This window comes from Haloferax gibbonsii ATCC 33959 (genome assembly GCF_000336775.1).
GTDB classification, from domain to species: Archaea; Halobacteriota; Halobacteria; order Halobacteriales; family Haloferacaceae; genus Haloferax; species Haloferax gibbonsii.
On the sequence record NZ_AOLJ01000013.1, the window covers coordinates 31,660 to 55,209 of the forward strand.

At 68.0% G+C, this 23,550-nt stretch carries 24 protein-coding genes; 17 read left to right on the plus strand and 7 right to left on the minus strand.

Features of this window, described 5'->3' with window-relative positions; genetic code table 11:
- Positions 1 to 120 precede the first annotated feature (120 nt).
- Together C454_RS07875 and C454_RS07880 are read left to right on the plus strand one after the other, a co-directional pair.
- The gene (locus C454_RS07875; protein WP_004974303.1) at positions 121 to 1,041 is read left to right on the plus strand and encodes a M48 family metallopeptidase; all 921 of its coding nucleotides are present in this window, start codon (positions 121 to 123) and stop codon (positions 1,039 to 1,041) included.
- Between the two features lies 1 nt (position 1,042).
- Positions 1,043 to 1,570 carry a hypothetical protein gene (locus C454_RS07880; protein WP_004974306.1) on the plus strand — a complete coding sequence of 176 codons (528 nt, stop codon included), beginning with the start codon at positions 1,043 to 1,045 and terminating at the stop codon, positions 1,568 to 1,570.
- A gap of 33 nt (positions 1,571 to 1,603) precedes the next feature.
- On the opposite strand, the gene gatE is transcribed toward C454_RS07880, so the two are convergent.
- From gatE to C454_RS07890, 3 genes are all read right to left on the minus strand, one after another.
- A complete protein-coding gene (gene gatE / locus C454_RS07885) occupies positions 1,604 to 3,478 on the minus strand; it encodes a Glu-tRNA(Gln) amidotransferase subunit GatE (protein ID WP_004974308.1) in 1,875 nt (624 codons plus the stop codon).
- A gap of 47 nt (positions 3,479 to 3,525) precedes the next feature.
- On the minus strand, positions 3,526 to 3,690 hold the full coding sequence (locus C454_RS21180; RefSeq protein WP_191965854.1) for an HVO_2901 family zinc finger protein: 165 nt from the start codon (positions 3,688 to 3,690) through the stop codon (positions 3,526 to 3,528).
- Between the two features lie 236 nt (positions 3,691 to 3,926).
- Positions 3,927 to 5,336 carry a class II fumarate hydratase gene (locus C454_RS07890; RefSeq protein WP_004974311.1) on the minus strand — a complete coding sequence of 470 codons (1,410 nt, stop codon included), beginning with the start codon at positions 5,334 to 5,336 and terminating at the stop codon, positions 3,927 to 3,929.
- A 243-nt stretch (positions 5,337 to 5,579) separates the two neighbouring features.
- Between C454_RS07890 and C454_RS07895 the strand changes: the two genes are divergently transcribed.
- From C454_RS07895 to C454_RS07910, 4 genes are all read left to right on the plus strand, one after another.
- Positions 5,580 to 6,950: an extracellular solute-binding protein gene (locus tag C454_RS07895; protein ID WP_004974312.1), complete on the plus strand. Its 1,371-nt coding sequence runs from the start codon at positions 5,580 to 5,582 to the stop codon at positions 6,948 to 6,950.
- A gap of 24 nt (positions 6,951 to 6,974) precedes the next feature.
- A complete protein-coding gene (locus tag C454_RS07900; protein ID WP_004974315.1) occupies positions 6,975 to 8,045 on the plus strand; it encodes a carbohydrate ABC transporter permease in 1,071 nt (356 codons plus the stop codon).
- Entirely contained in the window at positions 8,042 to 9,001 is a 960-nt protein-coding gene (locus tag C454_RS07905) for a carbohydrate ABC transporter permease (RefSeq protein WP_004974317.1), read from the plus strand. The genes C454_RS07900 and C454_RS07905 overlap by 4 nt, the downstream gene beginning before the upstream one ends.
- A gap of 90 nt (positions 9,002 to 9,091) precedes the next feature.
- The gene (locus C454_RS07910) at positions 9,092 to 10,231 is read left to right on the plus strand and encodes an ABC transporter ATP-binding protein (protein ID WP_004974319.1); all 1,140 of its coding nucleotides are present in this window, start codon (positions 9,092 to 9,094) and stop codon (positions 10,229 to 10,231) included.
- 109 nt (positions 10,232 to 10,340) lie between these two features.
- Here C454_RS07910 and C454_RS07915 read toward each other — a convergent pair whose 3' ends face one another.
- On the minus strand, positions 10,341 to 10,604 hold the full coding sequence (locus C454_RS07915) for a BolA family protein (RefSeq protein ID WP_004974320.1): 264 nt from the start codon (positions 10,602 to 10,604) through the stop codon (positions 10,341 to 10,343).
- A 93-nt stretch (positions 10,605 to 10,697) separates the two neighbouring features.
- On the opposite strand from C454_RS07915, the gene C454_RS07920 reads away from it, so the two are divergent.
- Positions 10,698 to 11,135: a hypothetical protein gene (locus C454_RS07920; RefSeq protein WP_004974322.1), complete on the plus strand. Its 438-nt coding sequence runs from the start codon at positions 10,698 to 10,700 to the stop codon at positions 11,133 to 11,135.
- 26 nt (positions 11,136 to 11,161) lie between these two features.
- Here the strand turns inward: C454_RS07920 and C454_RS07925 are convergent, their stop codons facing one another.
- On the minus strand, positions 11,162 to 11,485 hold the full coding sequence (locus C454_RS07925) for a hypothetical protein (RefSeq protein ID WP_004969267.1): 324 nt from the start codon (positions 11,483 to 11,485) through the stop codon (positions 11,162 to 11,164).
- A gap of 126 nt (positions 11,486 to 11,611) precedes the next feature.
- Here C454_RS07925 and C454_RS07930 point away from each other — a divergent pair, with 126 nt between their 5' ends.
- From C454_RS07930 to C454_RS07945, 4 genes are all read left to right on the plus strand, one after another.
- Positions 11,612 to 12,532, plus strand: coding sequence for a hypothetical protein (locus C454_RS07930; protein WP_004974326.1), 921 nt, complete (start codon positions 11,612 to 11,614; stop codon positions 12,530 to 12,532).
- Positions 12,533 to 12,583: 51 nt separating this feature from the next.
- Complete coding sequence (locus C454_RS07935) at positions 12,584 to 13,501, plus strand: HhH-GPD family protein (RefSeq protein WP_004974327.1); 918 nt, start codon at positions 12,584 to 12,586, stop codon at positions 13,499 to 13,501.
- A gap of 108 nt (positions 13,502 to 13,609) precedes the next feature.
- The gene (locus tag C454_RS07940) at positions 13,610 to 14,614 is read left to right on the plus strand and encodes an alpha/beta fold hydrolase (RefSeq protein WP_004974335.1); all 1,005 of its coding nucleotides are present in this window, start codon (positions 13,610 to 13,612) and stop codon (positions 14,612 to 14,614) included.
- Positions 14,615 to 14,647: 33 nt separating this feature from the next.
- Positions 14,648 to 15,292: a helix-turn-helix domain-containing protein gene (locus C454_RS07945; RefSeq protein WP_004974336.1), complete on the plus strand. Its 645-nt coding sequence runs from the start codon at positions 14,648 to 14,650 to the stop codon at positions 15,290 to 15,292.
- A gap of 13 nt (positions 15,293 to 15,305) precedes the next feature.
- Here C454_RS07945 and C454_RS07950 read toward each other — a convergent pair whose 3' ends face one another.
- Positions 15,306 to 15,647, minus strand: coding sequence for a DsrE family protein (locus C454_RS07950; RefSeq protein WP_004974337.1), 342 nt, complete (start codon positions 15,645 to 15,647; stop codon positions 15,306 to 15,308).
- 98 nt (positions 15,648 to 15,745) lie between these two features.
- Here C454_RS07950 and C454_RS07955 point away from each other — a divergent pair, with 98 nt between their 5' ends.
- From C454_RS07955 to C454_RS07980, 6 genes are all read left to right on the plus strand, one after another.
- Entirely contained in the window at positions 15,746 to 16,324 is a 579-nt protein-coding gene (locus C454_RS07955; protein ID WP_004974340.1) for an NADPH-dependent FMN reductase, read from the plus strand.
- Between the two features lie 118 nt (positions 16,325 to 16,442).
- Positions 16,443 to 17,030, plus strand: a complete 588-nt coding sequence (locus tag C454_RS07960) for a thymidine kinase (RefSeq protein WP_004061202.1) — start codon at positions 16,443 to 16,445, stop codon at positions 17,028 to 17,030.
- 83 nt (positions 17,031 to 17,113) lie between these two features.
- On the plus strand, positions 17,114 to 17,641 hold the full coding sequence (locus C454_RS07965) for a YIP1 family protein (protein ID WP_081605193.1): 528 nt from the start codon (positions 17,114 to 17,116) through the stop codon (positions 17,639 to 17,641).
- A gap of 126 nt (positions 17,642 to 17,767) precedes the next feature.
- Positions 17,768 to 19,981: a DHH family phosphoesterase gene (locus C454_RS07970; protein ID WP_004974346.1), complete on the plus strand. Its 2,214-nt coding sequence runs from the start codon at positions 17,768 to 17,770 to the stop codon at positions 19,979 to 19,981.
- 129 nt (positions 19,982 to 20,110) lie between these two features.
- Positions 20,111 to 21,769: a tRNA uridine(34) 5-carboxymethylaminomethyl modification radical SAM/GNAT enzyme Elp3 gene (locus C454_RS07975; protein ID WP_004974351.1), complete on the plus strand. Its 1,659-nt coding sequence runs from the start codon at positions 20,111 to 20,113 to the stop codon at positions 21,767 to 21,769.
- An 87-nt stretch (positions 21,770 to 21,856) separates the two neighbouring features.
- On the plus strand, positions 21,857 to 23,080 hold the full coding sequence (locus C454_RS07980; protein WP_004974353.1) for a mechanosensitive ion channel family protein: 1,224 nt from the start codon (positions 21,857 to 21,859) through the stop codon (positions 23,078 to 23,080).
- Positions 23,081 to 23,089: 9 nt separating this feature from the next.
- On the opposite strand, the gene C454_RS07985 is transcribed toward C454_RS07980, so the two are convergent.
- Entirely contained in the window at positions 23,090 to 23,533 is a 444-nt protein-coding gene (locus tag C454_RS07985; RefSeq protein ID WP_004974354.1) for a GNAT family N-acetyltransferase, read from the minus strand.
- Positions 23,534 to 23,550 lie beyond the last annotated feature (17 nt).

A 23,550-nucleotide genomic window follows, 5' to 3' on the forward strand; every position in this document is an offset into this window, starting at 1 on the left:
GGCGGGGTCGCTCGACCGCGTTCGACGACTCCGTTCCTCCGGCGCGCCAGACAGCTTTTGCGACCCGACGCCGTATCCTCACGCGAGATGGCATCGCCCCCGCGCCGCTCTCGCCTCCCGATGGTCGTCGTCGGCGTCGTCGTCCTCGCGTTCTACCTCTCGCTCAGCGCGCTCAGCGCGTTCGCGGTGGTGACGCTGTGGCGGCTTCGCCCGGACCCCCTGACCGCCGCCGTCGTCGGCGTCGTCGTCGCCGTCGTCCTCGGCTACCTGAGCTTCCGCTTCGGCACGGTGCGACTGCTCAGCCAACTCGACGCGCGGGACATGTCGCCCAGGGAGTCGCCGTCGGTCCACCGCCTGCGCGACCGCCTCGCCGAGCGGATGGACCTCGACCCGCCGACGCTGAAGCTCGCGCGTTTCTCCGCGCCGAACGCGATGGCGCTCGACCCGATGGGTCGCGACGTGGTCGTCCTCGACGCCGCGCTGTTTCGCCTCCTCGACGCCGACGAGTTCGAGGCGCTGCTCGCGCACGAACTCGCGCACCTCGAACGGAAAGACGGGCTGGTCCAGTCGCTCGTGGCGAGCGTCCTCCAGACGGTCGTCGGCGTCGGTTACCTGTTCGTCTCGCCGGTGACGTTCCTGACGACGGGCGTCGCCCTCGGCTCGGCGTGGATGCGCGGCCGGCCGGGGTCGTGGCACGAGACGCTCGCCGGGCGGCTCCGACTCCGACTGGACGAGTTCGTCGGCCTGTTCGGCTTCGGCCTCACCGTGTTCGTCCGGTCGCAGTCGCGAAAGCGGGAGTTCGCGGCCGACGCGCGGGCCGCCGAGGTGACGGGCAAGCCGATGGCGCTCGCGTCGGCCCTGCGGAAGTTAGAGCGGGCCGCTCGGCCGGGGTTCGGCCTGTCGCCGCTGTGGGTGTACGGCGAGGTCGAGGTCGAAGACCCGGTGTCGGACCTGCTTTCGACCCACCCCTCGACCGACGAGCGCGTCGAGCGACTGGCCGCGATGGCCGACGAGTCGATGACGCGAATCGAGGTGCGGTGAGATGCCCGGCTCACCCGACCCGGTGCTCGGTAATTGGCTTCTCACCCACGTCGTCGCCGTCGCCGCCGCGCTCACGACCGTCGGCGTCGTCTACGCGACTCGCGCTCGGAGCGCCCGCGGCTCCCTGATACCCGCGCTCCTCGGCGGCGGCTACGCCGTCGCCACGCTCGCCGTCTGGACCGCGGCGCGACTCGCCACCGACGCGTTCCCCTCGGGCTTCGTCGAGGACTCGCTGGCCGCGGCGGGCTTCGTCGGGTTCTCGTTCCTCTTGCTCGCCGGGTTCGTCGTCGTCGCGGCCCTGCTGTTCGCTCGCCGGGGACTGGTCGCGCCGCTCGTCGGCCTGTTCGGCGTCACGGAACTCGTCTGGTGGGCGTTCCTCCACGTCCGCGGCGAGACGGACGCGCTCGGGATGTTCCTCATCGTCGGGCCGGCGCTGTTGGCGCTTCTCCTCGTCGCGGCCGGCGTCGAGTACGCGGGCCGGTGGGGCTGGCGGCGGTTCGTCCGCGGTGGCGGGCGCTCGACGACGTGAGAACGGAGAAAAACCGGGTGCGGTCTGACGGCTTCAGGCCCGCTTTTGAATCTCCTCGCGGAGCACGTCGCTGACGATTTCGCCGTCGGCCTTGCCGCGGAGCGCGCCCATCGCCTCGCCCATGAGCGCGGAGAACGCGCCCATGCCCTGTTCTTCGACCTGGTCGGCGTTGCGCTCGACGACCTCCGCGATGGCCTCGCGGACCTCGTCCTCGGAGACACCGGAGAGTCCGGCCTCCTCGACGGCCTCCTCGGCCGTGAGGCTCGGGTCCTCGGCGATGGTGGCGAGCACGTCGTTGACGCCCTCTTTGGCGAGGTCGCCGTCCTCGACGAGGTGCATGACCGCGAGCAGGTGGTCGTCTGTGAGCCCCGCGACGGCCACGTCGTCGCGGCGGAGTTCGGTCAGCGTCGATTCGAGCAGGCCCGCCGCGAACGTCGCGTCGATGCCGGCGTCCACCGCCTCCTCGAACAGGGGCATCTTCCGGCCGTAGGCGACCTGTTCCGCGAGGCCGGCGTCGAGGCCGAACTCGTCTTGGTAGCGGTCGACCTTCTCGGTCAGGAGTTCGGGCGTCTCAACGTCGCTCGGGTCGAGGTCGACGGTGAGCACGTCCGTCTCGGGGTACATCCGGGCCGCGCCGGGGAGCGGGCGGAGGTAGCGCGTCGTCCCGTCGTCGTTAGCGCCGCGGGTCTCCTCGGGGACCTCCTCGATGGCGACGGCGGCGCGCTCGGCGACCGCGTCGATGGCGAGGTCGGCCGTCTCGGGGTCGTCGGCGACGATGGCGACCGCGTCCTCGGGACCGGCGTCGACGGCGTCGCGGAGCGCTTCGACCTCGGCCTCGGTGACGCCGTAGGCCGGGAGTTCGTCGGTGTGGAAGATGCCGCCCGCGCCGTGGCGCTTAGCGTGGTCGGAGAGTTCGGTACCGAGGCGGCGGTCGGGCTGGAGTTCGCGGCCGACGAGGCCGTCGAAGCCGTACAGGGGGACGGCCGTGACCTTTCCGCCCGCGTCCAGCGCGCCGCGGATGACGCCCGAATCGCTGTCCTCGAACACGTCGGTCGCGTCGGCCACGTCGCCGACCGAGGCGTCCCGCGACTGGAGTTCGTCGCGAATCTCGACCAGTTCGGCCTGTCGGCCGACCTCGAAGCGGACGATTTCGTCGATTTGGTCGAGCGCCTGCACGCCCTTGATTTCGACGCGCGCGCCGTCGGCGATGGAGACGTTCACGTCCTGCCGGATGGTGCCGAGGCCGCGTTTGACCGTGCCCGTCGAGCGCAGGAGCATGCCGATGGTCTGGGCCGCCTCGCGCGCCTGCTCGGGCGAGGAGATGTCCGGCCCGGTGCCGATTTCGACGAGCGGGATGCCGAGGCGGTCGAGGCTGTAGAGGACGCCGTCGTCGCGCTCTTCGACCCGCTGGGCGGACTCCTCTTCGAGCATGAGGTCGACGACGGAGACGGGGCCCTCGCTGGTTTGAATCTCGCCTTCCTGCGCGATGAGCGACGAGCGCTGGAAGCCCGAGGTGTTCGAGCCGTCGATGACGAGCTTGCGCATCACGTGCGCCTCGTCGACGACGTTCATGTCGAGCAGTTCGGCGATCTGCATGGCGACCGTGCGCGCCTCGTGGTCGAGTTCGTGCGGCGGCTCGTCGTCCTCTTCGACCAGACAGGTCGAGTCGTAGGCGAGGTACTCGAACTCGCGTTCGACGCGGCTCTCTTCGAGCGCGGCGTCGTCGAGTTCGCCCAGTTCGCTCTTGGTCGGGTGGAGGAAGCGCGTGAACGTGCGCGCCGCCTCGTCGGGCTCGCGGAGGTCGGTCGGACACCCGCAGAACAGCTTCGTCTCGGTGTCGAGTTGCTGGTGAATCTCCAGTCCAGCCACGAGGCCGAGGTCCTCGTAGTCGTAGTCGTAGTCGGTCATTGCTACTCCCTGCGTTCGGGGGGAGTAAAAAAGGATTCAGTCTGCCGTCAGAGGCGACGAAGCCCCTCGCCGATACCTTCGACCTGTTCACACTCGGGACAGACGTACGTCCACCCGTCGTTCGTCGCTCGTCCCTCCGGGAATACGGCCCCACAACCTCGACACTCCAACATGTCTCGCCCGCGGGCCCGCTGCTCTTGCAGTCCGGCCATACTGGTATAATCGTCAAAATCAGGCTTCAAAATACCGATTTTCGAGATTTCGTGACAGTTCTTCACTCGGGGGTGACTGTCACGGCGGTGCCGGAGTGCGATTGCTACCGCGAGCCGAGTAAATATAACCGTCTCTACGACTGAACCGACTGAAATCGTCGAGCGCGCGACTCGAATCGGGACGTCCACCCGCTCGCCCCGACGTATCAAAAAGTGGACTGCTTTTCCGGCCGGGCTCAGTCGTCGCCGAGGATGCCGCGATGGGTCATCTTCTCGGGGTCGAGCACCTCGTCGGCCTCCGCCTCGGTGAGGTAGCCCTCGTCGACGGCGACCTGCCGGACGCTCTTGCCGTCCGCGAGCGCCTTCTTGGCGACCTTCGAGGCCTTGTCGTAGCCGATTGCGGGGTTGAGCGCCGTCGCCAGCGCCATCGACTGTTCGACCCGCGTCTCGCAGTGTTCCTCGTTGGCTTCGAGCTTGGCGACGAACCGCTCGGCGAACACCTCGGAGGAGTTCGCCAGCAGCTTCGCCGATTCGAGGAAGTTGTGCGCGAGGACGGGCTTGTAGAGGTTGAGGTCGATTTGGCCCTCGGCGGCGCCGGCGGAGACGGCGGCGTCGTTGCCGACGACCTGCTTGTGGACCTGATTGACGGCCTCCGCGACGACCGGGTTGATTTTGCCGGGCATGATGGAGGAGCCGGGCTGGTTCTCCGGTTGTTCGAGTTCGCCGAGCCCGTTGCGCGGGCCGGACGCGAGCAGGCGGAGGTCGTTGGCGATTTTGTTGAGGGAGCCGGCGACCGTGCGGAGCGCGCCGTGGGCCTCGCTCATCGCGTCGTGGGCCGCCTGCGCCTCGAAGTGGTTGTCGGCCTCCCGGAACTCGACGCCGGTCTCCTCGGACATGTACTCCGCGGCCTTCGCCGGGAACTCGGGGTGCGTGTTCAGCCCCGTGCCGACCGCGGTGCCGCCGAGCGCGAGTTCGCCGAGGTGTTCGCGGACGTTCTCGACGCGGCGGACGCCCTTTTCGACCTGCGTGCGGTAGCCGCCGAACTCCTGTCCGAGGCGGACGGGCGTGGCGTCCTGCAGGTGAGTGCGACCGGTTTTGACGACGCCGTCGAACTCGTCTTCCTTGTCGCCGAGCGCCTCGGCGAGCGTCTCCAGCGCGGGGAGGAGGTCCTTCTCGACGGCTTCGAGGGACGCGACGTGCATGGCCGTCGGAATCACGTCGTTCGAGGACTGACCGAAGTTGACGTGGTCGTTCGGGTGGACGACGCGGTCGCCGATGCCCTCGCCCATAATCTCCGCGGCGCGGTTGGCGATGACCTCGTTGGCGTTCATGTTCGAGGAGGTCCCGGAGCCGGTCTGGAACACGTCGACGGGGAACTGGTCGTCGAGTTCGCCGGCGATGACCTCGTCGGCGGCCTCGACGATGGCGGCCGCGACGTCCTCGTCTATCATGCCGAGGTCGCGGTTGGCCTGCGCGGCGGCCTTCTTCACGACGCCGAGCGCGCGGACGAAGCGCCGCCCGAAGGTGATACCGGAGATGGGGAAGTTCTCGACCGCCCGCTGGGTCTGTGCGCCCCAGTAGGCGTCGACAGGAACTTCCATCTCGCCGAGACTGTCCCGCTCGATTCGATAATCATCGTCGCTCATGGCTCGGGGGTCGTTTTGGCAGGGGGTAAAATCCATTGGTCCGTGCGCCCGCCTCTCGTTCATGAAAATTTACTCATGTTTGAATAGTTATTAATTTGCACCGTATGTAAACGCAGTCTAGCGATTCTGACCAACCAGTTTTCTGATGACAAAAAAATTTACTCGATTTCGAATTGTTGATTTGGAAAGTCTTAAGTAAATCGTGTAAAATTCATTGTCTGGACTTGTCACGGACCAACAATCATGACTGACACACCTAATTCGGACGACGTTTCTCGACGCACGTATCTCAAACTGGCCGGTGGTGCCGGAACCGCGACGTTCCTCGCGGGCTGTACCGGCGGCGGCGGAGAGTCGACGACGGAGTCCACGGAGAGTTCCGGCGACTCCGAGAGCACCGAGGAGACGAGCGGTGACGACTCCGACTCTTCGACGGAGTACAACGCGCTCGAAGTGCAGCACTGGTGGACCGGCGGCGACGGCGGCGCGGCGGTGCAGGCGCTGTTCGAGGGCTTCGAAGAGCAGCACCCCGACATCGAACTCACGGAGAACCCAGTCGCGGGCGGCGCGGGACAGAACCTCCGCGCGGTCATCAAAAAGCGCATCCTGAACAACGACCCGCCGAGCTCGTGGCAGGCGTGGCCCGGCGCGAACCTCCAGCCCTTCACGGACGCCGACAAGCTGGAGGACATCGAGGAGTCCGTCTGGGACCACAACGACATGAAGAACACCTACCTCGACGGCCCCCAGGAGGCGGCGCAACCGGCGGGTAACTACGTTTCGGTCCCGCTGAACATCCACCGCCTCAACAACCTCTTTTACAACGTCGAGGTCGTCGAGGACGCGGGCGTCGACCCCGCGAGCATCGACTCGCCGAGCGCCCTCGTGGACGCGATGGCGACCGTCGACGAGGCGGGCTACGTCGGGATGGCCCAGCAGACGAACTCCGCGTGGTCGACCGGTCAGCTCTGGGCGCAGGTGCTCCTCGGCGAGTACGGCGCGGACGTGTACGCCGACGTGACCGCGGGTAACGTCGAGGCCAACGCGGACGCCGTCCGCGACTCGCTCGACATCGTCAAGCAGTACTCCGAGTACTACCCGAACGACGCCGGCTCCATCTCGTGGCAGGACGCCAACTCGAAGATTATCGAGGGCGACGCGGCGTTCTTCCACCAGGGCGACTGGGCCGCGGGCATGTACCGCGGGCAGGACGGCTTCGAGTACGAGTCCAACTGGGACCACGTCCCGTTCCCGGGTACCGAGGGACTCTACTCGCTCAACATGGACTCGTTCCCGATGCCGACGAACAACCCGTCGCCCGAGGCGACGAAAGCGTTCCTCCGCTACGTCGGCTCGGTCGACGCCCAAGAGCGGTTCAACCCCAAGAAGGGCTCCATCCCGCCGCGCACCGACGTGCCGCAGGACGCCTTCGGACCGTTCCTCCAGAACCAGATGGACGACTTCTCCAACTCCGAGGCCCAGCCGCTTTCGATTCAGCACGGCCTCGCGGTCGCCCCCGACGCGCTCACCGCGTTCGAGGACGCGATGGCCTCGTTCATCTCCAACTACGACGTGGAGGCGGCCTACAGCGCCGTGCAGTCGGCGTTCCAGTAAGGGAACACTCCCCCATTTCCGATTATGTCAACTCACATCCTCAAGCGACTCCTGGACCGTCTGCGAGACGGCGGTTCGCCGGTTCGAACCGACGGCGGGACGGCCGCCGCGGGGAGCGAAACGGCCGGGGGCGACTCCGACCTCGGGTCGGCGCTGTCGTCGCTCCGCGAGAGCGACGCGGTCCGCTCCGCGCCGTTTTGGCTCCCGCCGTTCCTGCTGATGGGCTTTTTCGTCTACGGCGCTATCAGCTGGAACATCGTCATCTCCCTCACCGACTTCGGCGGGCTCACGCTGCCGACGTACGACCCCTCGACGTTCGACCTGGAGATGTACCGGCGGGCCTTCTCGGACGGCCAGTTCTGGATCGCCACCCGGAACACGTTCGTGCTCCTCATCTCGTTTACCGGCCTCTCGCTGGCCGGGGGGCTCGGCCTCGCCATCCTCGTCGACCGCGGCATCCGGTTCGAAAACTGGTTCCGCACCGTCTACCTCCTGCCGTTCAGCCTGTCGTTCGTCGTGACGGCGGTGTTCTGGCGGTGGATGTACAACTTCGACTCGGGGCTCATCAACGCGTTCCTGCGGGGAATCGGCCTCGACTTCGTCGCGTCGAAGTGGCTCACCGGCAGCATCGACACGGGCGCGCTCGGGGCGATACCGCTCGTCCCCGACACGTTCTACTTCAAGCTGTTCGCCGTCATCTTCGCGCTGCTCTGGCAGTTCAGCGGCTACGCGATGGTCGTCTACCTCGCCGGTCTGCGCGCGATTCCGAACGACCAGTACGAGGCCGCGCGGGTCGACGGCGCGTCCATCCTCCGGATGTACCGGCGGGTCATCCTGCCGCAGCTCCGCGCCTCGACGGTGAGCGCCGCGGTCGTCCTCATGGTGTTCGCGCTCAAGGCGTTCGACTTCCTGTACGTCCTGTTCGGGAGCAACCCGGGCCCGACGGCGGACATCCTCTCGACGATGATGTACCGACAGGCCTTCTCGGCCAACGAGTGGGCCTACGGCTCCGCCATCGCCGTGGTGCTCTTCGTCGTCGCGCTGACCGTGGTCGCGCCGTACCTCTACGGCGAGTACCGGCGGGGTGAACTATGAGCGTCCGCGACGACCTCGCGGAGCGCGTCGGCGTCGACCTCGAAGCCGTCGACCCGCTTCGCGTCGCCCTCTACGCGACGCTCGTCGGGCTGGTGGCGTTCTACCTGTCGCCCCTCGAATCGGGGCTGATGACCGCGCTGAAGACCGAAGCCGAGTTCGCCACGTCGCCGCCGTTCGTGCCGCCGACGGTCGAGGGCTTCACGCTCGAACCGTTCGGCGTCGCTATCGACACGCTGTCGTCGGCCATCCTCAACAGCATCATGCTGGCCGTGCCGGCGACGGTGCTGTCGGCGCTGTTCGGCAGCTTCGCGGCGTACGGCCTCACGAACTTCGAGTGGCGCGGCCAACTCGGCGTCGTCGCGCTGTTCATCGCGGGCATCTTCATCCCGTACCAGGCGGTGCTCATCCCGCTGTCGCGGCTCTGGGCCATCGTGGACACGCAGTCGTTGCTCGCGCCGGTTCTCGACATCACGGTGTTCTCGGCGCAGGTGCCCGTCCTCGGGACGGTCGAACTCGCCACCCACCCGCACTACGCGAGCATCATCAACCTCATCATCACCCACACGGCGTACGGGATTCCCATCACGACGCTGCTGTTCCGAGGCTACTACAAGAAGCTCTCGACGGAGATGCTGGAGGCCGCTCGCCTCGACGGCGCGGGCGCGTTCACCGTCTACCGCCGCATCGTGCTCCCGCTTTCGATGCCGATGTTCGCGGTGACGCTCATCTACCAGTTCACGCAGGTCTGGAACGACCTGCTGTTCGCGCTCATCATCATCCCCTCGGGGTCCGGCCCCGCGGCGGTGGCGACTATCGCGCTCAACGAACTGACCGGCGGCATCATCCAGACGTTCAACACGCAGATGGCCGGCGCGTTCGTCGCCGCCCTGCCGACGTTGCTCGTCTACGTCCTGTTCGGGGACAAGTTCGCGAAGGGGGTCGCGGGCGGCACATGAGCCGACTCGCACGCGGCGCGGTCGGCTTCCGCCGCTCCCGTACCTCCCTCGTCGCATCGCAGACGACCACCACGACACGCACACAGACCCATGGCTGACCTCACGCTCGACCACGTATCGAAGTTCTTCGACGACGGCGGCTCCAAAGTCGTCGCCGTCGACGACGCCTCCGTGACCATCGAGGACGGCGAGTTCCTCGTCCTCGTCGGTCCCTCGGGGTGCGGGAAATCGACCACGCTCCGCATGATTGCGGGGTTAGAGACCGTCTCCGAGGGCGAGATTCGCCTCGGCGACGACCGGATGGACAACCGCCCGCCGCGCGACCGGGACATCGCGATGGTGTTCCAGTCGTACGCGCTGTACCCGCACATGACCGTCCGCGGGAACATGCGCTTCGGGCTGGAGGAGTCGACCGACATGGCCGACGCCGACATCGACGAACTGGTCGAGGAGACGTCGTCCATGCTCGGTATCGCCGACCTGCTCGACCGCAAGCCCGGCGAACTCTCCGGCGGCCAGCAACAGCGGGTCGCGCTCGGGCGCGCAATCGTTCGCGACCCCGAGGTGTTCCTGATGGACGAGCCGCTGTCCAACCTGGACGCCAAGCTCCGCTCGCAGATGCGGACGGAGCTCCAGCGCCTGCAGGAGGACCTCGGCGTCACCACCGTCTACGTCACGCACGACCAGACGGAGGCGATGACGATGGGCGACCGAATCGCCATCCTCAACGACGGCGAACTCCAGCAGGTCGCCACGCCGCTGGAGGCGTACCACCGCCCGGCGAACCGCTTCGTCGCGGGCTTCATCGGCGAGCCGTCGATGAACTTCTTCGAGATGGACGTGCAGGGCGACGAACTCGTCGGCGACGCGTTCTCCTACGAACTCTCGGCGAAGTCCGCGAACGCGGTCGAGGGCTCGGAGCGCGTCACCCTCGGTATCCGCCCCGAGGACGTCGAAGTCATCGACGACGCGGCCGCGGACCACGCCTACGAGACGACCGTCGACGTGGTCGAACCGATGGGCAACGAGAACGCGGTCTACCTCGAACTCGGCGGCGAGCGCCGCTTCGTCGCCACCGTCGGCGGGATGCGCCGAGTCGAAGCCGGCGAGTCCGTCGTCGCCCGCATCCCCGAGGACGCGGTTCACCTGTTCGACGCGACCACCGGCGAGACGCTCCAGAACAGGTCGTTAGAGTCGGCCGACCTCGACGCGCCGGAAGCGAACCTCTGAGCGGGCCGTTCGGGTTCAGCCGGATTCAGTCGAGTCGGATTCTTTTCGGTCGGTTCGCCGTTCGCTCAGTACGTCAGTCGCGGCGGTTCGCTCACTCCTCCAGCGCCGTTCACTCCTCCAGCGCCGCGTACTCCTCGGGCGTGTACGTCTTCAGTTCCATCGCGTGGATGTCCGTCGTCATGTGGTCGCCGAGGGCATCGTAGACGAGTTGGTGCTGCTTGACCAGCGACTTCCCCTCGAAGGCGGGCGAGACGACGACCGCGGCGTAGTGGTCGTCCTCGTGGTTTTCGTCGACCGTTCGCGGCCGCGAGACCGTCGCGTCGGCGTCCTCGATGTGCGATTCGATGAGTTCCTCGATGGCGGCGAGTTCCATGTGCGTACTGGCGGCCCGCGCCGGCAAAAAGCGTCCGGGAAGTGACGGACGTACTCGCGGAGCTTTTTATACGGTGACGACACACCTCGGTTCGTGACTGACGCGACATCCCACGCTGGACTCGCCGAGGAGGCCGCTCGCGTGCTCCGCGACGAACACGAGCGACTGTTGACCGTCGTCGGCCAGTGCGCCACCGCCGTCGCCGCCGAGTGGGACGGCGATTCGGTGGCGGACCGCGAGCGCGTCATGCCGCCGTTCAGGCGCGCGCTCGACGGCTCCGGCGCGCTCTCTCGACTGCCGCGAGCCCTCGCCGACGCGGTGACAGCCACCGGCCGCCCGATGGCCGCGCCGCCCGTCGCGGCCCCGCCGTACGTGGTCGTCACCGGCGAGGGCGTCGTCCTCCGCGCCAACCTCGGCGAGGAACGACTGGTGGTGCTCCTCCGGGCGTTCGAGGTCGTTCGCGACGGCGACGACGGCTCCCACCGTTACCGCCGCACCGACGGCGTCGAAATCGAGGCCGAAATCGTCTGAGTCGGTTCGCCCCGTCTCGACCGCGGTTACATCTGGTAGCGGCGCACGTCGTCCCGCGGCGGGGCCTGCGACTGCCCGGTCATCTCCTCGTAGGTCATCCCCGCGAGGTACTCGTCGTAGGTCACGTCGTAGCCCTGCCGGAGGTGGAAGTCGAGCTGTCCGCGGTCGAGTTCCGACTGGAACAGCGCGTGGACCGCCCGGCGGACGAGTTCGTCGGCGTCGTCGGGGTCGAACAGAGCGACGAGCATGGCGAGTTCGTGTCGCGTCTCGCGGTCGAGCGACACGTCGAGGCTGTCGCCGAGGTCTCCGTAGGCCGCGTCAACGTCGTCTGTGAGTTCGTCGAGCGTCATCGCCCGGCGATGGGGTCGTCACGGGGATACGCGTTTCGACCGCGGTATCTGTCCGCCGTGCGTCCCGCCGCCCGGTCGACGGTTCCCGACAGAAGACACTTACTGGTAATCCGGCAATTTCCGTGCATGTCCTCGGAACTCTCCCGACGGTCCCTCCTCGGCGGGCTCGCGGCCGGTTCGGCCCTTCTCTCGGGCTGTCTCGGCGGGCTCCCCGGCAATAGCTGTCCCTCCAGCTACTCGCTCGAAGCGACGGCACTCTCCGACCCCGAACTGGTCGATACCGTGACTCAGGACTTCCACGAGCACGCTGAGACGGTGTCGCGTCTCGTCGCAACTGCGGCCAGCGAGGGCGAGGCAACGCACAGTACGTACCGCCATCTCCCGCTCGATTCGGGCGACTACGTCGAACACGACGGCGCGTACTACCGCGTCGAACGCGAGCGAATCGAGACGCGAGAACGCACCGCCCGCGAAGTCGGAATCGAATACGACCGAAACGAGTCGCCGACGACCGGGGCGACGGTCTTCGACTTCGACGAACTCCCGAAGGCCGACCGCGAGGCGTTCCTCGCCGCGTATCCGAGCGAGAATTTCGAGAACGGCGACGGTCCGCGAGGATTCTCGGTCGGCGGATACGCGTACGTCTATCCGGACGGTGCCGAGTCCCGACTCGTCGACGCCGGGACCGTCTGGATACGGTACGATGGGCGACCGTTCGAGGTCACCGTCGGAGAGACGCGAACCGTCACAGAAGAGACCAACAGATACACGCTCGAACAAGTCGGCGAAGACAGGGCGGCGTTCGTCGCGTTCGTTCACGAGGAACTCGTCGTTCCGCTCGACGACCTTTCGGACGCCGAACGCGCGGTGTTCGAGCGCGCAATCGACGGCGAGGTAGACGAGTGCGAACCGCTCTCCGACGACTTCGCCGCGCTCAAAGACCGGCTCGACGAGATATCGGAGAATACAGCGACCGGCTACGGTGCCCCGCTCGTCGAGTACGAGGGAACCACGTACGAAGTGGACCTGATAAACGCGGTCGTCTGATAACCGTTCGGCATCGCCACGGCTAAACGCGGGCCGTCCCAAGCCGGGGCGATGAGCGACGCGCCGTCCGAACTCCCCGCCGACCTCGACCGCGAAGCAGTCCAGTCCGCGCTCACCGAGTGGTACGAGGCCGACCACCGGGACTTCCCGTGGCGGCGCACCGACGACCCCTACGAGATTCTCGTCTCCGAGGTGATGAGCCAGCAGACCCAACTCGGCCGCGTGGTCGAGGCGTGGGAGGCGTTCCTCGACGAGTGGCCGACGACGGCCGACCTCGCGGCGGCCGACCGCGCCGACGTGGTGGGCTTCTGGACGAACCACCGACTGGGGTACAACAACCGCGCGAAGTACCTCCACGAGGCCGCCCGGCAGGTCGAAGAAGAGTTCGATGGCGAGTTCCCACGGACGCCCGACGGCCTCTCGGAGCTGATGGGCGTCGGCCCCTACACCGCCAACGCGGTCGCCTCCTTCGCGTTCAACAACGGCGACGCGGTGGTCGATACCAACGTCAAGCGGGTGCTCCACCGCGCCTTCGCGGTCCCCGACGACGACGCGGCCTTCGAGGCCGCCGCCTCGGAACTCATGCCCGACGGCGAGTCACGAGTCTGGAACAACGCCATCATGGAACTCGGCGGGGTCGCCTGCGGGAAGACGCCGACGTGTGACGAGTCCGGCTGTCCGTGGCGGCGGTTCTGTCACGCCTACGAGACGGGCGACTTCACCGCACCCGACGTGCCGACCCAGCCGAGTTTCGAAGGGAGCAGGCGGCAGTTCCGCGGTCGAGTCGTCAGGGTTCTCGGCGAGTACGACGAACTCGGCCTCTCGGAGTTGGGACCGCGAGTCCGCGTCGATTACGGCGGCGACACGGGCGCGGAGTGGCTCCGCGGCCTCGTCGACGACCTCGAATCCGACGGCCTCGTGGACGTCGCAGAAGATGACGACGGCGTCCGCGTCTCGCTGGCGAAGTAGTTCGCGCTCCGCCGGTGGTTCTCGCCGCGCTTGTCTCGCCGCTCGTATTTATCCCACCGCACTAGTCCGGCACCAGTCGCACTCCTCGTCTCCGACTACGTACACTCGATGGCAACACGCGACGCGTCGTCGTTCGACCCTCGCGAAGTCGCCGAATCCGCCGAATCGAAGACCCTCGCGCTGGAGGGTGGGAGGCGACTCGCATACGCCGAGTACGGCGATTCCGACGGCATCCCGGTCGTGTTTCTCCACGGCGCGCCGGGGTCGCATCTGCTCGGGGCACTGTTCGACGCGTCGGCCGAGGAACGCGGAATCAGAGTCCTCGCGCCCGATAGACCCGGCTACGGGTTGTCGTCGCCGCGCCCGACACCCGAGGGACCGGGCGAGCCGAGCCGGCAACCCACGACACCTGCACCTGCGGAGTTCTTCGACGCGCTTCTCGACGACATCGGCGCGCAGTCGGCGGGGTTGGTCGCGTTCTCCGGCGGGAGCCGCGACGCGCTGGCTGTCGCGGCGGCGCGGCCGGACAGGGTTCGGCACGTGAGCGTCGTCGCGGGGGCGGTTCCACCGGAAGCGAGCGAGGAGACGCCCCGAACGCAACGGCTCCTGTCGTGGCTGGCGACGAACGCGCCGGCGGTCCTCAACTATCTCTTCCGCGGGCAGGCGTGGCTCGCCGGGAGGCTCGACCCCTCGCTCGTCGTCGCGCAGTACACGGCCGACGACGCGACCGGAGCGGTTCCAGACGGGGTCGCCGCGCTGGTCCGAGACGACTTCGTGGCGGCGGTCAGCCGGTCGCGCCGGGGCGTCCTCGACGATTTCCGAAGCGCGGCCGCGCCGTGGGACATCTCCTTCGACGACGTCGAGGCCGACGTGTCCCTGTGGCACGGCGACGCCGACACGAACGTCCCGATAGCCGGCGCGAGACGCCTCGAATCGGAGGTTCCCGCGGCTCGGCTTCGAGAGGTGCGCGGCGCAGACCACCTCCGGACGCTCCTCCGGAGCGCCCCCGGCGTGCTGGACGAGCAGCGCCGCGCCGCGGGATCGCTCGACTCGGACGCTTCGGACGGCCCGCCGGGGCCGACCGCCGCCGCCGAATCGCACCACCGCGTTTGATATACCGGACCGAAAAACGGTCGGTCGAACGGAATGAAACACGCCCAGTTCTCGGTCGACTACCCGGACCGGCTGGTCCACCCGCTCCAGCGCGGGATGATGCGCGACTCGCCGGTCGACCGGGCGGAGCTGTTGATGTGGAGTCCGACGGCCGACGCGACGACGCTGTTCTGGTTCGACGGCGACCGAGACGCGGCCGACGCGCTCGTTTCGGGCGTCGATTCGCTCGTTCGGGCGCACTTCGTCGAGGGAGCGGAGGGGACCTACGGCTTCCTCCACCAGCGCGACTACGAGTTCGCGGACCCGCTTCTCGGGGTCGTCGCCGACGCTCGAGTGATATTCCTCCCGCCGGTGGTGTTCCACGCCACCGGCTCCGTCCGGTTCGAGGCTGTCGGCGAAGTGTCGGCGCTTAGCGCGTTTTACGACGACATCGCGGCGCTCGGCGACCTCACGGTCGAGCGCGTGAAGCCCTTCGACCGGCGGCGGTCCCCCTCGCAGCTCACCGACCGACAGCGGGCCGCGCTGGAGACCGCGGTGTCGGCCGGCTACTACGAAATCCCTCGCGAGGGGTCGGTCGCGGACGTGGCTGACGCGCTCGACTGCTCGACGAGCACGGCCGGCGAGCTACTCCGAAAGGCCGAGGCGACGGTGCTCCGGGAGTTCGTCGGTTCGAGGTGACGCGCGCCGATTCCTACGGCACCTTCAGGTAGGCGTCGCCCGCCGCCTGTCGCGCCACGAGCTCGCCGACGCCCGAGGGAACGACCTCGACGCCGTCGGCCAGTCGGTCGGCGTCGAACCCGCGGCCGTCGAGCGAGTTCCGACAGGCGCAACAGCGAACGCCGGCCTCGAACAGCGGGTCGAGGCGGTCGCGGACGGGCGAGTCGGCGAGGAAGAGGAGCGCCGCGTCGCCGTTGGCGAGGAGCGTGACCTCGCCCGTCTCGACCGTCTCGTCGTCGAGCAGGTTTCGGACGTTGCGGATGGCGTGTCGCCAGTCGCCGAGGTCGGCGCTGGAGACGTGGAAGACGACGTTCACGGTTGGTTTTCGCGGTCCGGGTTCCTGTGTGTTGTGCCCGTCCGACACGCTCGACTGCGGCCGACGAGATTTTCACGGCGCTCTCGGAGATACAGGGTATGACGCAGCCACACGTGGTCGCCATCTGCGGCAGTCTCCGCGACCGCAGCTACACCCGATTGGCGCTCGAACACGCCCTCGCCGGCGCGTCGGCCGCCGGCGGTACGACGGAACTCGTGGACCTCCGCGAGTACGACCTCCCGCCGCTCGACGCCGATTACGACGAGCAGGGCGATTCGGCCGAACTCGTCCGCGTCGTCGACGGCGCGGACGCGGTCATCCTCGGCACGCCGGTCTACCACGGCTCGTACTCCGGCGTCCTCAAGAACGCCCTCGACTACTGCGGCTTCGACGAGTTCGGCGAGAAGACCGTGGGCCTCCTCGCCGTCGCCGGCGGGTCGTTTCCCGTGACGGCCCTCGAACACCTCCGGTCGGTCTGCCGGTCGCTGAACTCGTGGGTGCTCCCCCATCAGGTCGCCATCCCCCGCGTCTCCTCGTCGTTCGACGGCGACGACCTCGCGAGCGAGGACCTGCGCGAGCGGGTCGAGCGACTCGGCCGCGACGCGGTCGTCTACGCCAACATCGAGCCCGAGCCCCCGACGTTCGAAAGCGGCGAGAACGTCGGCGCGGACGACTGAGCAGTCGCCACGCGCCGTTTCGAACGCGGCGCGGGTTCGGTGGACCGACCCGTCTCGACTCCCGACCGTCGCGGCAGATGAACAATCGTTTTGACCCTCCTCGTCCCCCAGTCAGGATATGCACGCCATCACGCAGAGCGGATGGATAGAGGTCATCTCCGGCTCTATGTTCTCGGGGAAGACGGAGGAGCTCCTCCGACGCCTCCGCCGGGCCGAAATCGCGGGACAGGAGATTTCGGTGTTCAAGCCCCAGCTCGACGACCGCTACGGCGAGACGACGGTCGGCTCTCACGCCGGTCGTTCGTGGGAGGCGAGCGTCGTCCCCTCCGAGGGCGAGGGCGTCTGGCAAATCGCCGAGGAACTCAACGGCGAGGACGTGGTCGCAATCGACGAGGCGAACTTCTTCTCGGCCGAGCTGGTCGACGTGTGCGAGGCGCTGGCCGCCGACGGCAAGCGCGTCGTCGTCTCCGGGACCGACCAGACGTTCCGCGCCGAACCCTTCGACCCGCTTCCCCAACTGATGGCGCTCGCCGAGTACGTCGACAAGCTCCAGGCCATCTGCACCGTCTGCGGCGAGCCGGCTACACGGAACCAGCGACTCATCGACGGCGAGCCCGCGCACGTTGACGACCCCACCATCCTCGTCGGCGCGGAGGAGTCCTACGAGGCGCGGTGCCGGAACTGTCATACCCTCCGGCGGGACTAGAGGCTAGCGTGACTACTTGGGTCGAAACCCCACGCGAGGGCCGCGACCGCGGACCGACCGGCATCCTCCGCGCGTGGGTCGCCGTGGTCGTCCGCCCCCGCCAGTTCTTCCGGGACGGCGTCGCTCCCGGCGACCAAGCGCCCGGCCTCGTGTTCGCCATCGCGGTGGCGCTCGTCTATCAGGGCCTCGGGTTCGCCTTCGCGCCGGCGACGATTCCGGCCATCGAGGGCGGCCCGCTCGTCTCGGCGCTCGTCGCCCTGCTCGTCGTCGCGCTGTTCGTCGCGCCGGCGCTCCTCCACCTGACGGCGGCCATCCAGACGGCGCTTCTCATCCCGCTTTTGTCCCGCCGCGCGGGGGTGAGCGAGACGGTGCAGGTCATCGCCTACGCCGCCGCGCCGTGCGCTTTCGCCAGCCTCCCGATTCCCGGCGTCCGCGCGCTGTGCGCCGCCTACGGCGCGGTGCTCCTCGTCGTCGGCATCAGCGAGGTCCATCAGACGACGGTTCCGAAGGCGGCGCTCGCCGCGGCCGTCCCCGCCGGCGTGGTCTTCGGCTACGCCTTCGGCGGCTTCCGCGCCGTCTCGGAACTCGCCGCGGCGCTCGCGCTCGTCTGAGCCGAACCGCGCCTCGAATTCCCGCGTTTCGACCGACGGAGCGCCGTTTTTTCGCCCGCACACGCGCAAATCTCCCCTGAGCGTTTTTCGACAATCGTTTTAGTTAGGGGTTGTTTGCTCAACGCAATGGATTGGATTACGCACGAGGAGGACGTCTGGTTCGAATTCCGGGGCAATAGCCCCCACCAGCTCGTCCCCGGCCGATTTTACAGAGGCACCGTCGACGGGTACGCCGACTTCGGTGTCTTCGTCGACCTCGCTTCGAACGTGACCGGATTACTGCACCGCAGCGAACTCGACCGCCGCCTCGAATCCCTCGAATGGGAGCCGGGCGACGAGGTGTTCGTCCAGGTGAAGAACGTCCGCGACAACGGCAACATCGACCTCGGCTGGTCGATTCGCCAGTCCGACTCGGAGTTCCGCGGCGCTCGCATCCACGACCCCGACGGCGACGCCGACGGCCAGCCCGTCGAGAAGGAAGCCGAGAGCAGCGGTCCAGCGACCGTCAAGACGCGCCCGAAGACGGGCAAGACGACGAAGCCCGTCGGCGCGAGCACGTCGTCCGAGACGGTCGAAGCCGAGCCCGAGTCCGAACAGGAAACCGAGCCCGAGCCCGAACAGGACGCCGCGTCCGAGTCCGAGTCCGAGTCCGACGCCGGAGACGAGGACCGCGCGCCGACCGCCGGGGACGTCGTCGACGACATCGCCGTCAACGGCGAGTCCGAGCAGGACGTCGAAGCGGAACCCGAAAGCGAACCCGAGTCCGAGTCGGCGCCCGAGCAGGACGACACCGACGCCGAGCAGGAAGCCGAGACCGAGGCTGACGCCGACGCCGACGAGGCGGAGCGCGTGACCCTCGCCAGCATCGACGACCGCGTCGGCGACGTGATTCGCGTCGAGGGCGAAATCGCCAGCGTCCGCCAGACCGGCGGCCCGACGGTGTTCGAACTCCGCGACGAGACGGCCATCGCCGACTGCGCGGCCTTCGTCGAGGCCGGCGTCCGCGCGTACCCCGAAGTCGAAGTGGGCGACTACGTCCGCATCGACGGCGAGGTCGAGCGCCGCCGCGGCGAACTGCAGATAGAGACCGAGGAGCTGACGGTTCTCGACGGCGACGAGGCCGATACCGTGGCCCAGCGCCTCGCGGACGCCCTCTCGGACGAGGCCCGACCGGACGCCGTCGCGCCCCTCGCGGCCCACGAGCCGGTCGCCGCCGTCGGCAAGTCGCTGCTCGACGCCGCGGAGGCCATCCGCCGCGCCGTCCTCGAATCGCGCCCCATCGTCGTCCGCCACACGGCAACCGCCGACGGCTACGTCGCCGGCGCCGCCGTCGAGCGCGCCGTGCTCCCGCTCATCCGCGAGGAGCACCCCCGCGACGACGCCGAGTACCACTACTTCACCCGTCGCCCGCTCGAGGAGGCCGTCTACGGCATGGACGCCGCCACGAACGACGTGACGCGGATGCTCGAAGACCGCGACCGCCACGACGAGAAGCTCCCGCTCGTGCTTCTCCTCGGTGCCGGCTCGACCGCCGAGTCCCTCGACGGCCTCGGCCTGCTCGGCGTCTACGGCTCCGAGCGCGTCGTCGTCGACGCCGCGCCCGCTGACGACGAGGTCGCCGAGGAAGTCGACGTGCTCGTCAACCCCGCCCGCGAGGGAGCCGACGCCCGCGACCTCTCGGTCGGCGCGCTCGCCTCCACGCTCTCGGTCGCCGTCAACGAGGACATCCGCGACGACGTGTCGCACCTCCCCGCCGTCAGCTACTGGGAGAACTGCCCGCAGCAGTACCTCGACCTCGCCGAGTCCCACGGCTTCGACGCCGACCGCGTCCGCGAACTCCGCGAGGCCGTCGCGCTGGAAGCCTACTACCAGTCCTATCAGGACAAGCGCGAACTCATCGCCGACCTGCTGTTCGACGCCGACGAGGGCCTCGCCGGCCACGTCTCCGAGCAGTTCCGCATCAAGCTCGAAGACGAAATCGAGACGGCGCAGGCGAACCTCGAACGCCGCGACGTCGGCGCAATCTCCGTGGCCGTCCTCGACTCGGACGCCTACAGTCACCGCTTCGACTTCCCGCCGACGGGCCTGCTCGTGGACGAACTCCACCGCCGCACCCGCGAGGGTGACGCCTTCGTGACCGTCGCGCTCGGCATGGACGAACTCTACCTGCGCTCGACGGGCGACCTCGACCTCCGCGCGGTCGTCGAGTCGGCCGCCGAGAAAGCGCCCGCCGCCGGCCTCGCCGCCGCGGGCATCCGCGAAGGTCGCATCGAGTTCCTGACCGGCGCGCGCGACGAGGCGCTCGAAGCCGTCCTCGACGCCGCAGCCGAGCAGTTCTAAGCCGCAATCCAGACTCCTCCTCGCGCGGTTCGACGGAGGGCTGTATTCCAGCCTCCCGAGCGACACGCTTATCCACGAAACGACCCGATTCGCGCCCATGAACCGCCACCGCGTCGCCGAACGGGAGGTGTGTCCGTGAGCGCCGAGACCGAGACGGAGTCCGAGGCGTTCGAACGGACCTGCGAGGCGCTCGTCGAGCGCATCCTCGCGGGCGACGTCGACCGCGACGGCCTCGAATCGGCAAAGCTCGACGCCTGTTCGGAACACTCCTCGCCGAAGGTTCCGAAGAACGTCGAGATTCTGCAGTACGCCCCGGAAGACCGCCGCGAGGAGGTCAAAGAGGTCGTCCAGCGCAAGCCCGTCCGGACCGCCTCCGGCGTCTCGCCGGTCGCCATCATGACCTCGCCGCACATGTGCCCCCACGGGAAGTGTCTCTACTGTCCCGGCGGGCCCGCCAGCGAGTTCTCCTCGTCGCAGTCGTACACGGGCCACGAGCCCGCGGCCGCCCGCGGCGTCCAGAACGACTACGACCCCTACGGGCAGGTCACGCTCCGACTCGAACAGCTTCGACACATCGGCCACCCCGTGGACAAGGTCGAACTCATCCTGATGGGCGGGACGATGACCGCCCGGAGCCACGACTACCAGGAGTGGTTCGTCAAGCGGGCGCTCGAAGCGATGAACGACTACGACCTCGACAAGGAGCCCGAACCGGCGGAAGACCGGTCGTTCAAGCCCGACCCCGAGGATGTCGAGTTCAAGTACATCGAGGACGTCATCGCCGAGAACGAGACGAACGACATCCGCAACATCGGGACGACCTTCGAGACGAAGCCGGATTGGTGTGACCCGGAGCAGATAGACCGGATGCTCGATTTGGGCGCGACGAAGGTCGAAGTCGGCGTCCAGACGACCTACGAGCGCATCAACCGCGAGATGCACCGCGGCCACGGCGTGCAGGCCTCTATCGACGCCAACCGCCGGCTCCGCGACTCGGCGTTCAAGGTCGGCTTCCACATGATGCCCGGCCAGCCGGGCATGACCAAGGAGATGTGTCTGGAGGACTTCCGTCAGCTGTTCGAAAACAGCGACTGGCGGCCCGACTACCTCAAAATCTACCCGACGCTCATCGTCCGCGACACCATCACCTACGACATGTGGCGGCGCGACGAGTACGAGCCGCTGAACAACGAGGAGGCCGCCGACATCGTCGCGGAGGTCATGGGCATGATTCCGAAGTACACCCGCCTCCAGCGCGTCCAGCGGGACATCCCCGCGGACTTCATCGACGCCGGCGTCTGGAAGTCGAACCTCCGACAACTGGCCGCCCAGCGCGCCGAGGAACGAGGTATCGTCCAGCGGGACATCCGCGCCCGCGAGGTCGGCATGAACGAGGCCGACCCGGACCCAGAGCGCATCGAACTCGACGTGATGACCTACGAGGTCGCCGGCGGCACGGAGCACTTCATCTCGTTCGAGGACCCCGTCGAGGACCTGCTCGTCGGGTTCTGTCGCCTCCGGTTCCCCGGCAACCCGGTCCGCCGCGAACTGCAGGACGCGGCGCTCGTCCGCGAACTCCACGTCTACGGCTCCGAGGCGGGCATCGGTGCCGACGGCGACTGGCAGCACAAGGGCTACGGGAAGAAGCTCCTCGCGCACGCCGAGGAACTGTCCCGCGACGCCGGCTACGACAAGATTTCGGTCATCTCGGGCATCGGCGTCCGGCAGTACTACAAGGAGAAACTCGGCTACCACCAGGACGGTCCGTACGTGTCGAAGCGGCTGTAGCCGACGAAAACACCCTCATCGGCCGATTCTCACCCCTGATTGTCGCTCCGCCACGTTTTTACTTTTCGGCCGACCGCAGTCGATAGAATGGCACCACAGGGGGGTGCGGCGGTTCAGGGGCAGGCGACGACGTGGCTTCAGGACCTCCGCTCGGCGCTCGCACAGTTCGTTTCGACCGAAGAACGGCTCGGCATCTCGGCGGCGCTCGTGGCGCTCGCGCTCGGAATCGCGGTCTTCCTCGCGCCGCGACTCGTCTCGCGGGCGACCGTCGAGTTCCGAACGCGAGTGTTGGACCACCCGCGGGTTCCCGACGCCGTCACCGACGCGGCGTGGCTGTTTCCCGCGACGGTCGTCGTCCGGACGCTCCAACTCGCGGTCTTCGTCGGCGCGGCGCTGTCACTGTTGCTCCTCTGGGGCTTTACGGGCCTCGCCGCGGATTTCGCCGAGGTGCTCGCCGTCGCGGTTCCGAACGCCGTCAAACTCGGGGCCACGGTCGCGCTGTTCGCCGGCGCGCTCGTCGGAACGAACGTCCTCGAAGAGCGATTGGAGTCGTACGCGACCGCCTCGGACAACATCAACGCCCACCAGCAGGGCATCGTCTTCCGCGTCCTCCAACTGGTCGTCCTCCTCGCGGTCGGGATGGCGGCGCTCACCGTCTGGCAGGTCCGAATCGGCGGCCTGCTCGTCGGCGCGGGCTTCCTCGGTATCGTGGTCGGGATGGCCGCGAGACAGACCCTCGGGTCGCTCATCGCGGGCTTCGTGCTGATGTTCTCCCGGCCGTTCGAACTCGGCGACTGGGTGGAGATAGACGACGCCGAGGGCATCGTCACCGACATCACCATCATCAACACCCGGCTGAGCAACGCCGACGGTGAGACGGTCGTCTTCCCCAACGACCGCGTGACGAACGCGAAGATAACCAACCGGACGAAGCGCAATCGCCTCCGACTCCGCCTCGACGTGGGCATCGACTACGAGGCCGACATCGAACACGCCGAGTCGGTAGCGGCGGAAGCGCTCACCGACCTCCAGTTCGTCGAGGACGTGCCGAAACCGCAGGTGATGCCGACGACGTTCGGCGACTCGTCAATCGGGCTCCAACTCCGCTTTTGGATTACGAACCCCTCGGCCCCGCGTCGGGCGCAGGCGAAAGCCGAGGTGCTTCGGAGCGTGAAACTCGCGTTCGACCGCGAGGGAATCAAGATACCCTACCCGCAGCGCGAACTGCTCGCCCGCGAGGAGTCCGACGGCTTCCAGCTCCGAGAGGCCCGTCGCAGTCGGCCGGTGGAGAAGTCGGTCTCGAAGGAGTAGGCGTCCCGGCTACAGCGATTTTCGCATCTCGACGTGCGGGATGCCGGCCTCGTCGAACTCGTCGCTCGTCGTCTCGTAGTCGAGGCCGTGGTAGAACCCCTCAGCGGTCGTCTGGCCGTGGAGCAGAAGCGAGTCGAACCCGCGCTCGCTCGCCTCGGCTTCGAGCGCGTCCATGAGCCGTCGCCCCCAGCCCTCGCCGCGGGCCGATTCGAGGACGGCGACGCGCTCGACCTTGCCGACGCCGGGTTCGTACTCGCGCAGGCGGGCCGCGCCCACCGGGTCGCCGCCGCGGTAGGCGACGAAGTGGACCGCCTCGGCGTCCGGGTCGTCGTGTTCGTCCCACTCCAGTTCCTCGTCGACGCCCTGTTCGTCCACGAAGACGGCCTTTCGGACGGCGAAGGCGTCGTCGCGCTCGCCCTCGGTGACCGCGACGCGGACCTCGGTTTCGCTCATGGGAGCAGTTCCGCGGG

Coding starts and splice junctions, on each gene's coding strand:
- C454_RS07880 (WP_004974306.1), top strand. CDS start 1,043: ATGCCCGGCTCACCCGACCCGGTGCTCGGTAATTGGCTTCTCACCCAC.
- C454_RS07980 (WP_004974353.1), top strand. CDS start 21,857: ATGGCACCACAGGGGGGTGCGGCGGTTCAGGGGCAGGCGACGACGTGG.
- C454_RS07935 (WP_004974327.1), top strand. CDS start 12,584: ATGAGCGACGCGCCGTCCGAACTCCCCGCCGACCTCGACCGCGAAGCA.
- C454_RS07890 (WP_004974311.1), bottom strand. CDS start 5,336: ATGAGCGACGATGATTATCGAATCGAGCGGGACAGTCTCGGCGAGATG.
- C454_RS07875 (WP_004974303.1), top strand. CDS start 121: ATGGTCGTCGTCGGCGTCGTCGTCCTCGCGTTCTACCTCTCGCTCAGC.
- C454_RS07960 (WP_004061202.1), top strand. CDS start 16,443: ATGCACGCCATCACGCAGAGCGGATGGATAGAGGTCATCTCCGGCTCT.
- C454_RS07970 (WP_004974346.1), top strand. CDS start 17,768: ATGGATTGGATTACGCACGAGGAGGACGTCTGGTTCGAATTCCGGGGC.
- C454_RS07910 (WP_004974319.1), top strand. CDS start 9,092: ATGGCTGACCTCACGCTCGACCACGTATCGAAGTTCTTCGACGACGGC.
- C454_RS07895 (WP_004974312.1), top strand. CDS start 5,580: ATGACTGACACACCTAATTCGGACGACGTTTCTCGACGCACGTATCTC.
- C454_RS07945 (WP_004974336.1), top strand. CDS start 14,648: ATGAAACACGCCCAGTTCTCGGTCGACTACCCGGACCGGCTGGTCCAC.
- C454_RS07940 (WP_004974335.1), top strand. CDS start 13,610: ATGGCAACACGCGACGCGTCGTCGTTCGACCCTCGCGAAGTCGCCGAA.
- gatE (WP_004974308.1), bottom strand. CDS start 3,478: ATGACCGACTACGACTACGACTACGAGGACCTCGGCCTCGTGGCTGGA.
- C454_RS07905 (WP_004974317.1), top strand. CDS start 8,042: ATGAGCGTCCGCGACGACCTCGCGGAGCGCGTCGGCGTCGACCTCGAA.
- C454_RS07915 (WP_004974320.1), bottom strand. CDS start 10,604: ATGGAACTCGCCGCCATCGAGGAACTCATCGAATCGCACATCGAGGAC.
- C454_RS07985 (WP_004974354.1), bottom strand. CDS start 23,533: ATGAGCGAAACCGAGGTCCGCGTCGCGGTCACCGAGGGCGAGCGCGAC.
- C454_RS07955 (WP_004974340.1), top strand. CDS start 15,746: ATGACGCAGCCACACGTGGTCGCCATCTGCGGCAGTCTCCGCGACCGC.
- C454_RS21180 (WP_191965854.1), bottom strand. CDS start 3,690: ATGGCCGGACTGCAAGAGCAGCGGGCCCGCGGGCGAGACATGTTGGAG.
- C454_RS07900 (WP_004974315.1), top strand. CDS start 6,975: ATGTCAACTCACATCCTCAAGCGACTCCTGGACCGTCTGCGAGACGGC.
- C454_RS07930 (WP_004974326.1), top strand. CDS start 11,612: ATGTCCTCGGAACTCTCCCGACGGTCCCTCCTCGGCGGGCTCGCGGCC.
- C454_RS07925 (WP_004969267.1), bottom strand. CDS start 11,485: ATGACGCTCGACGAACTCACAGACGACGTTGACGCGGCCTACGGAGAC.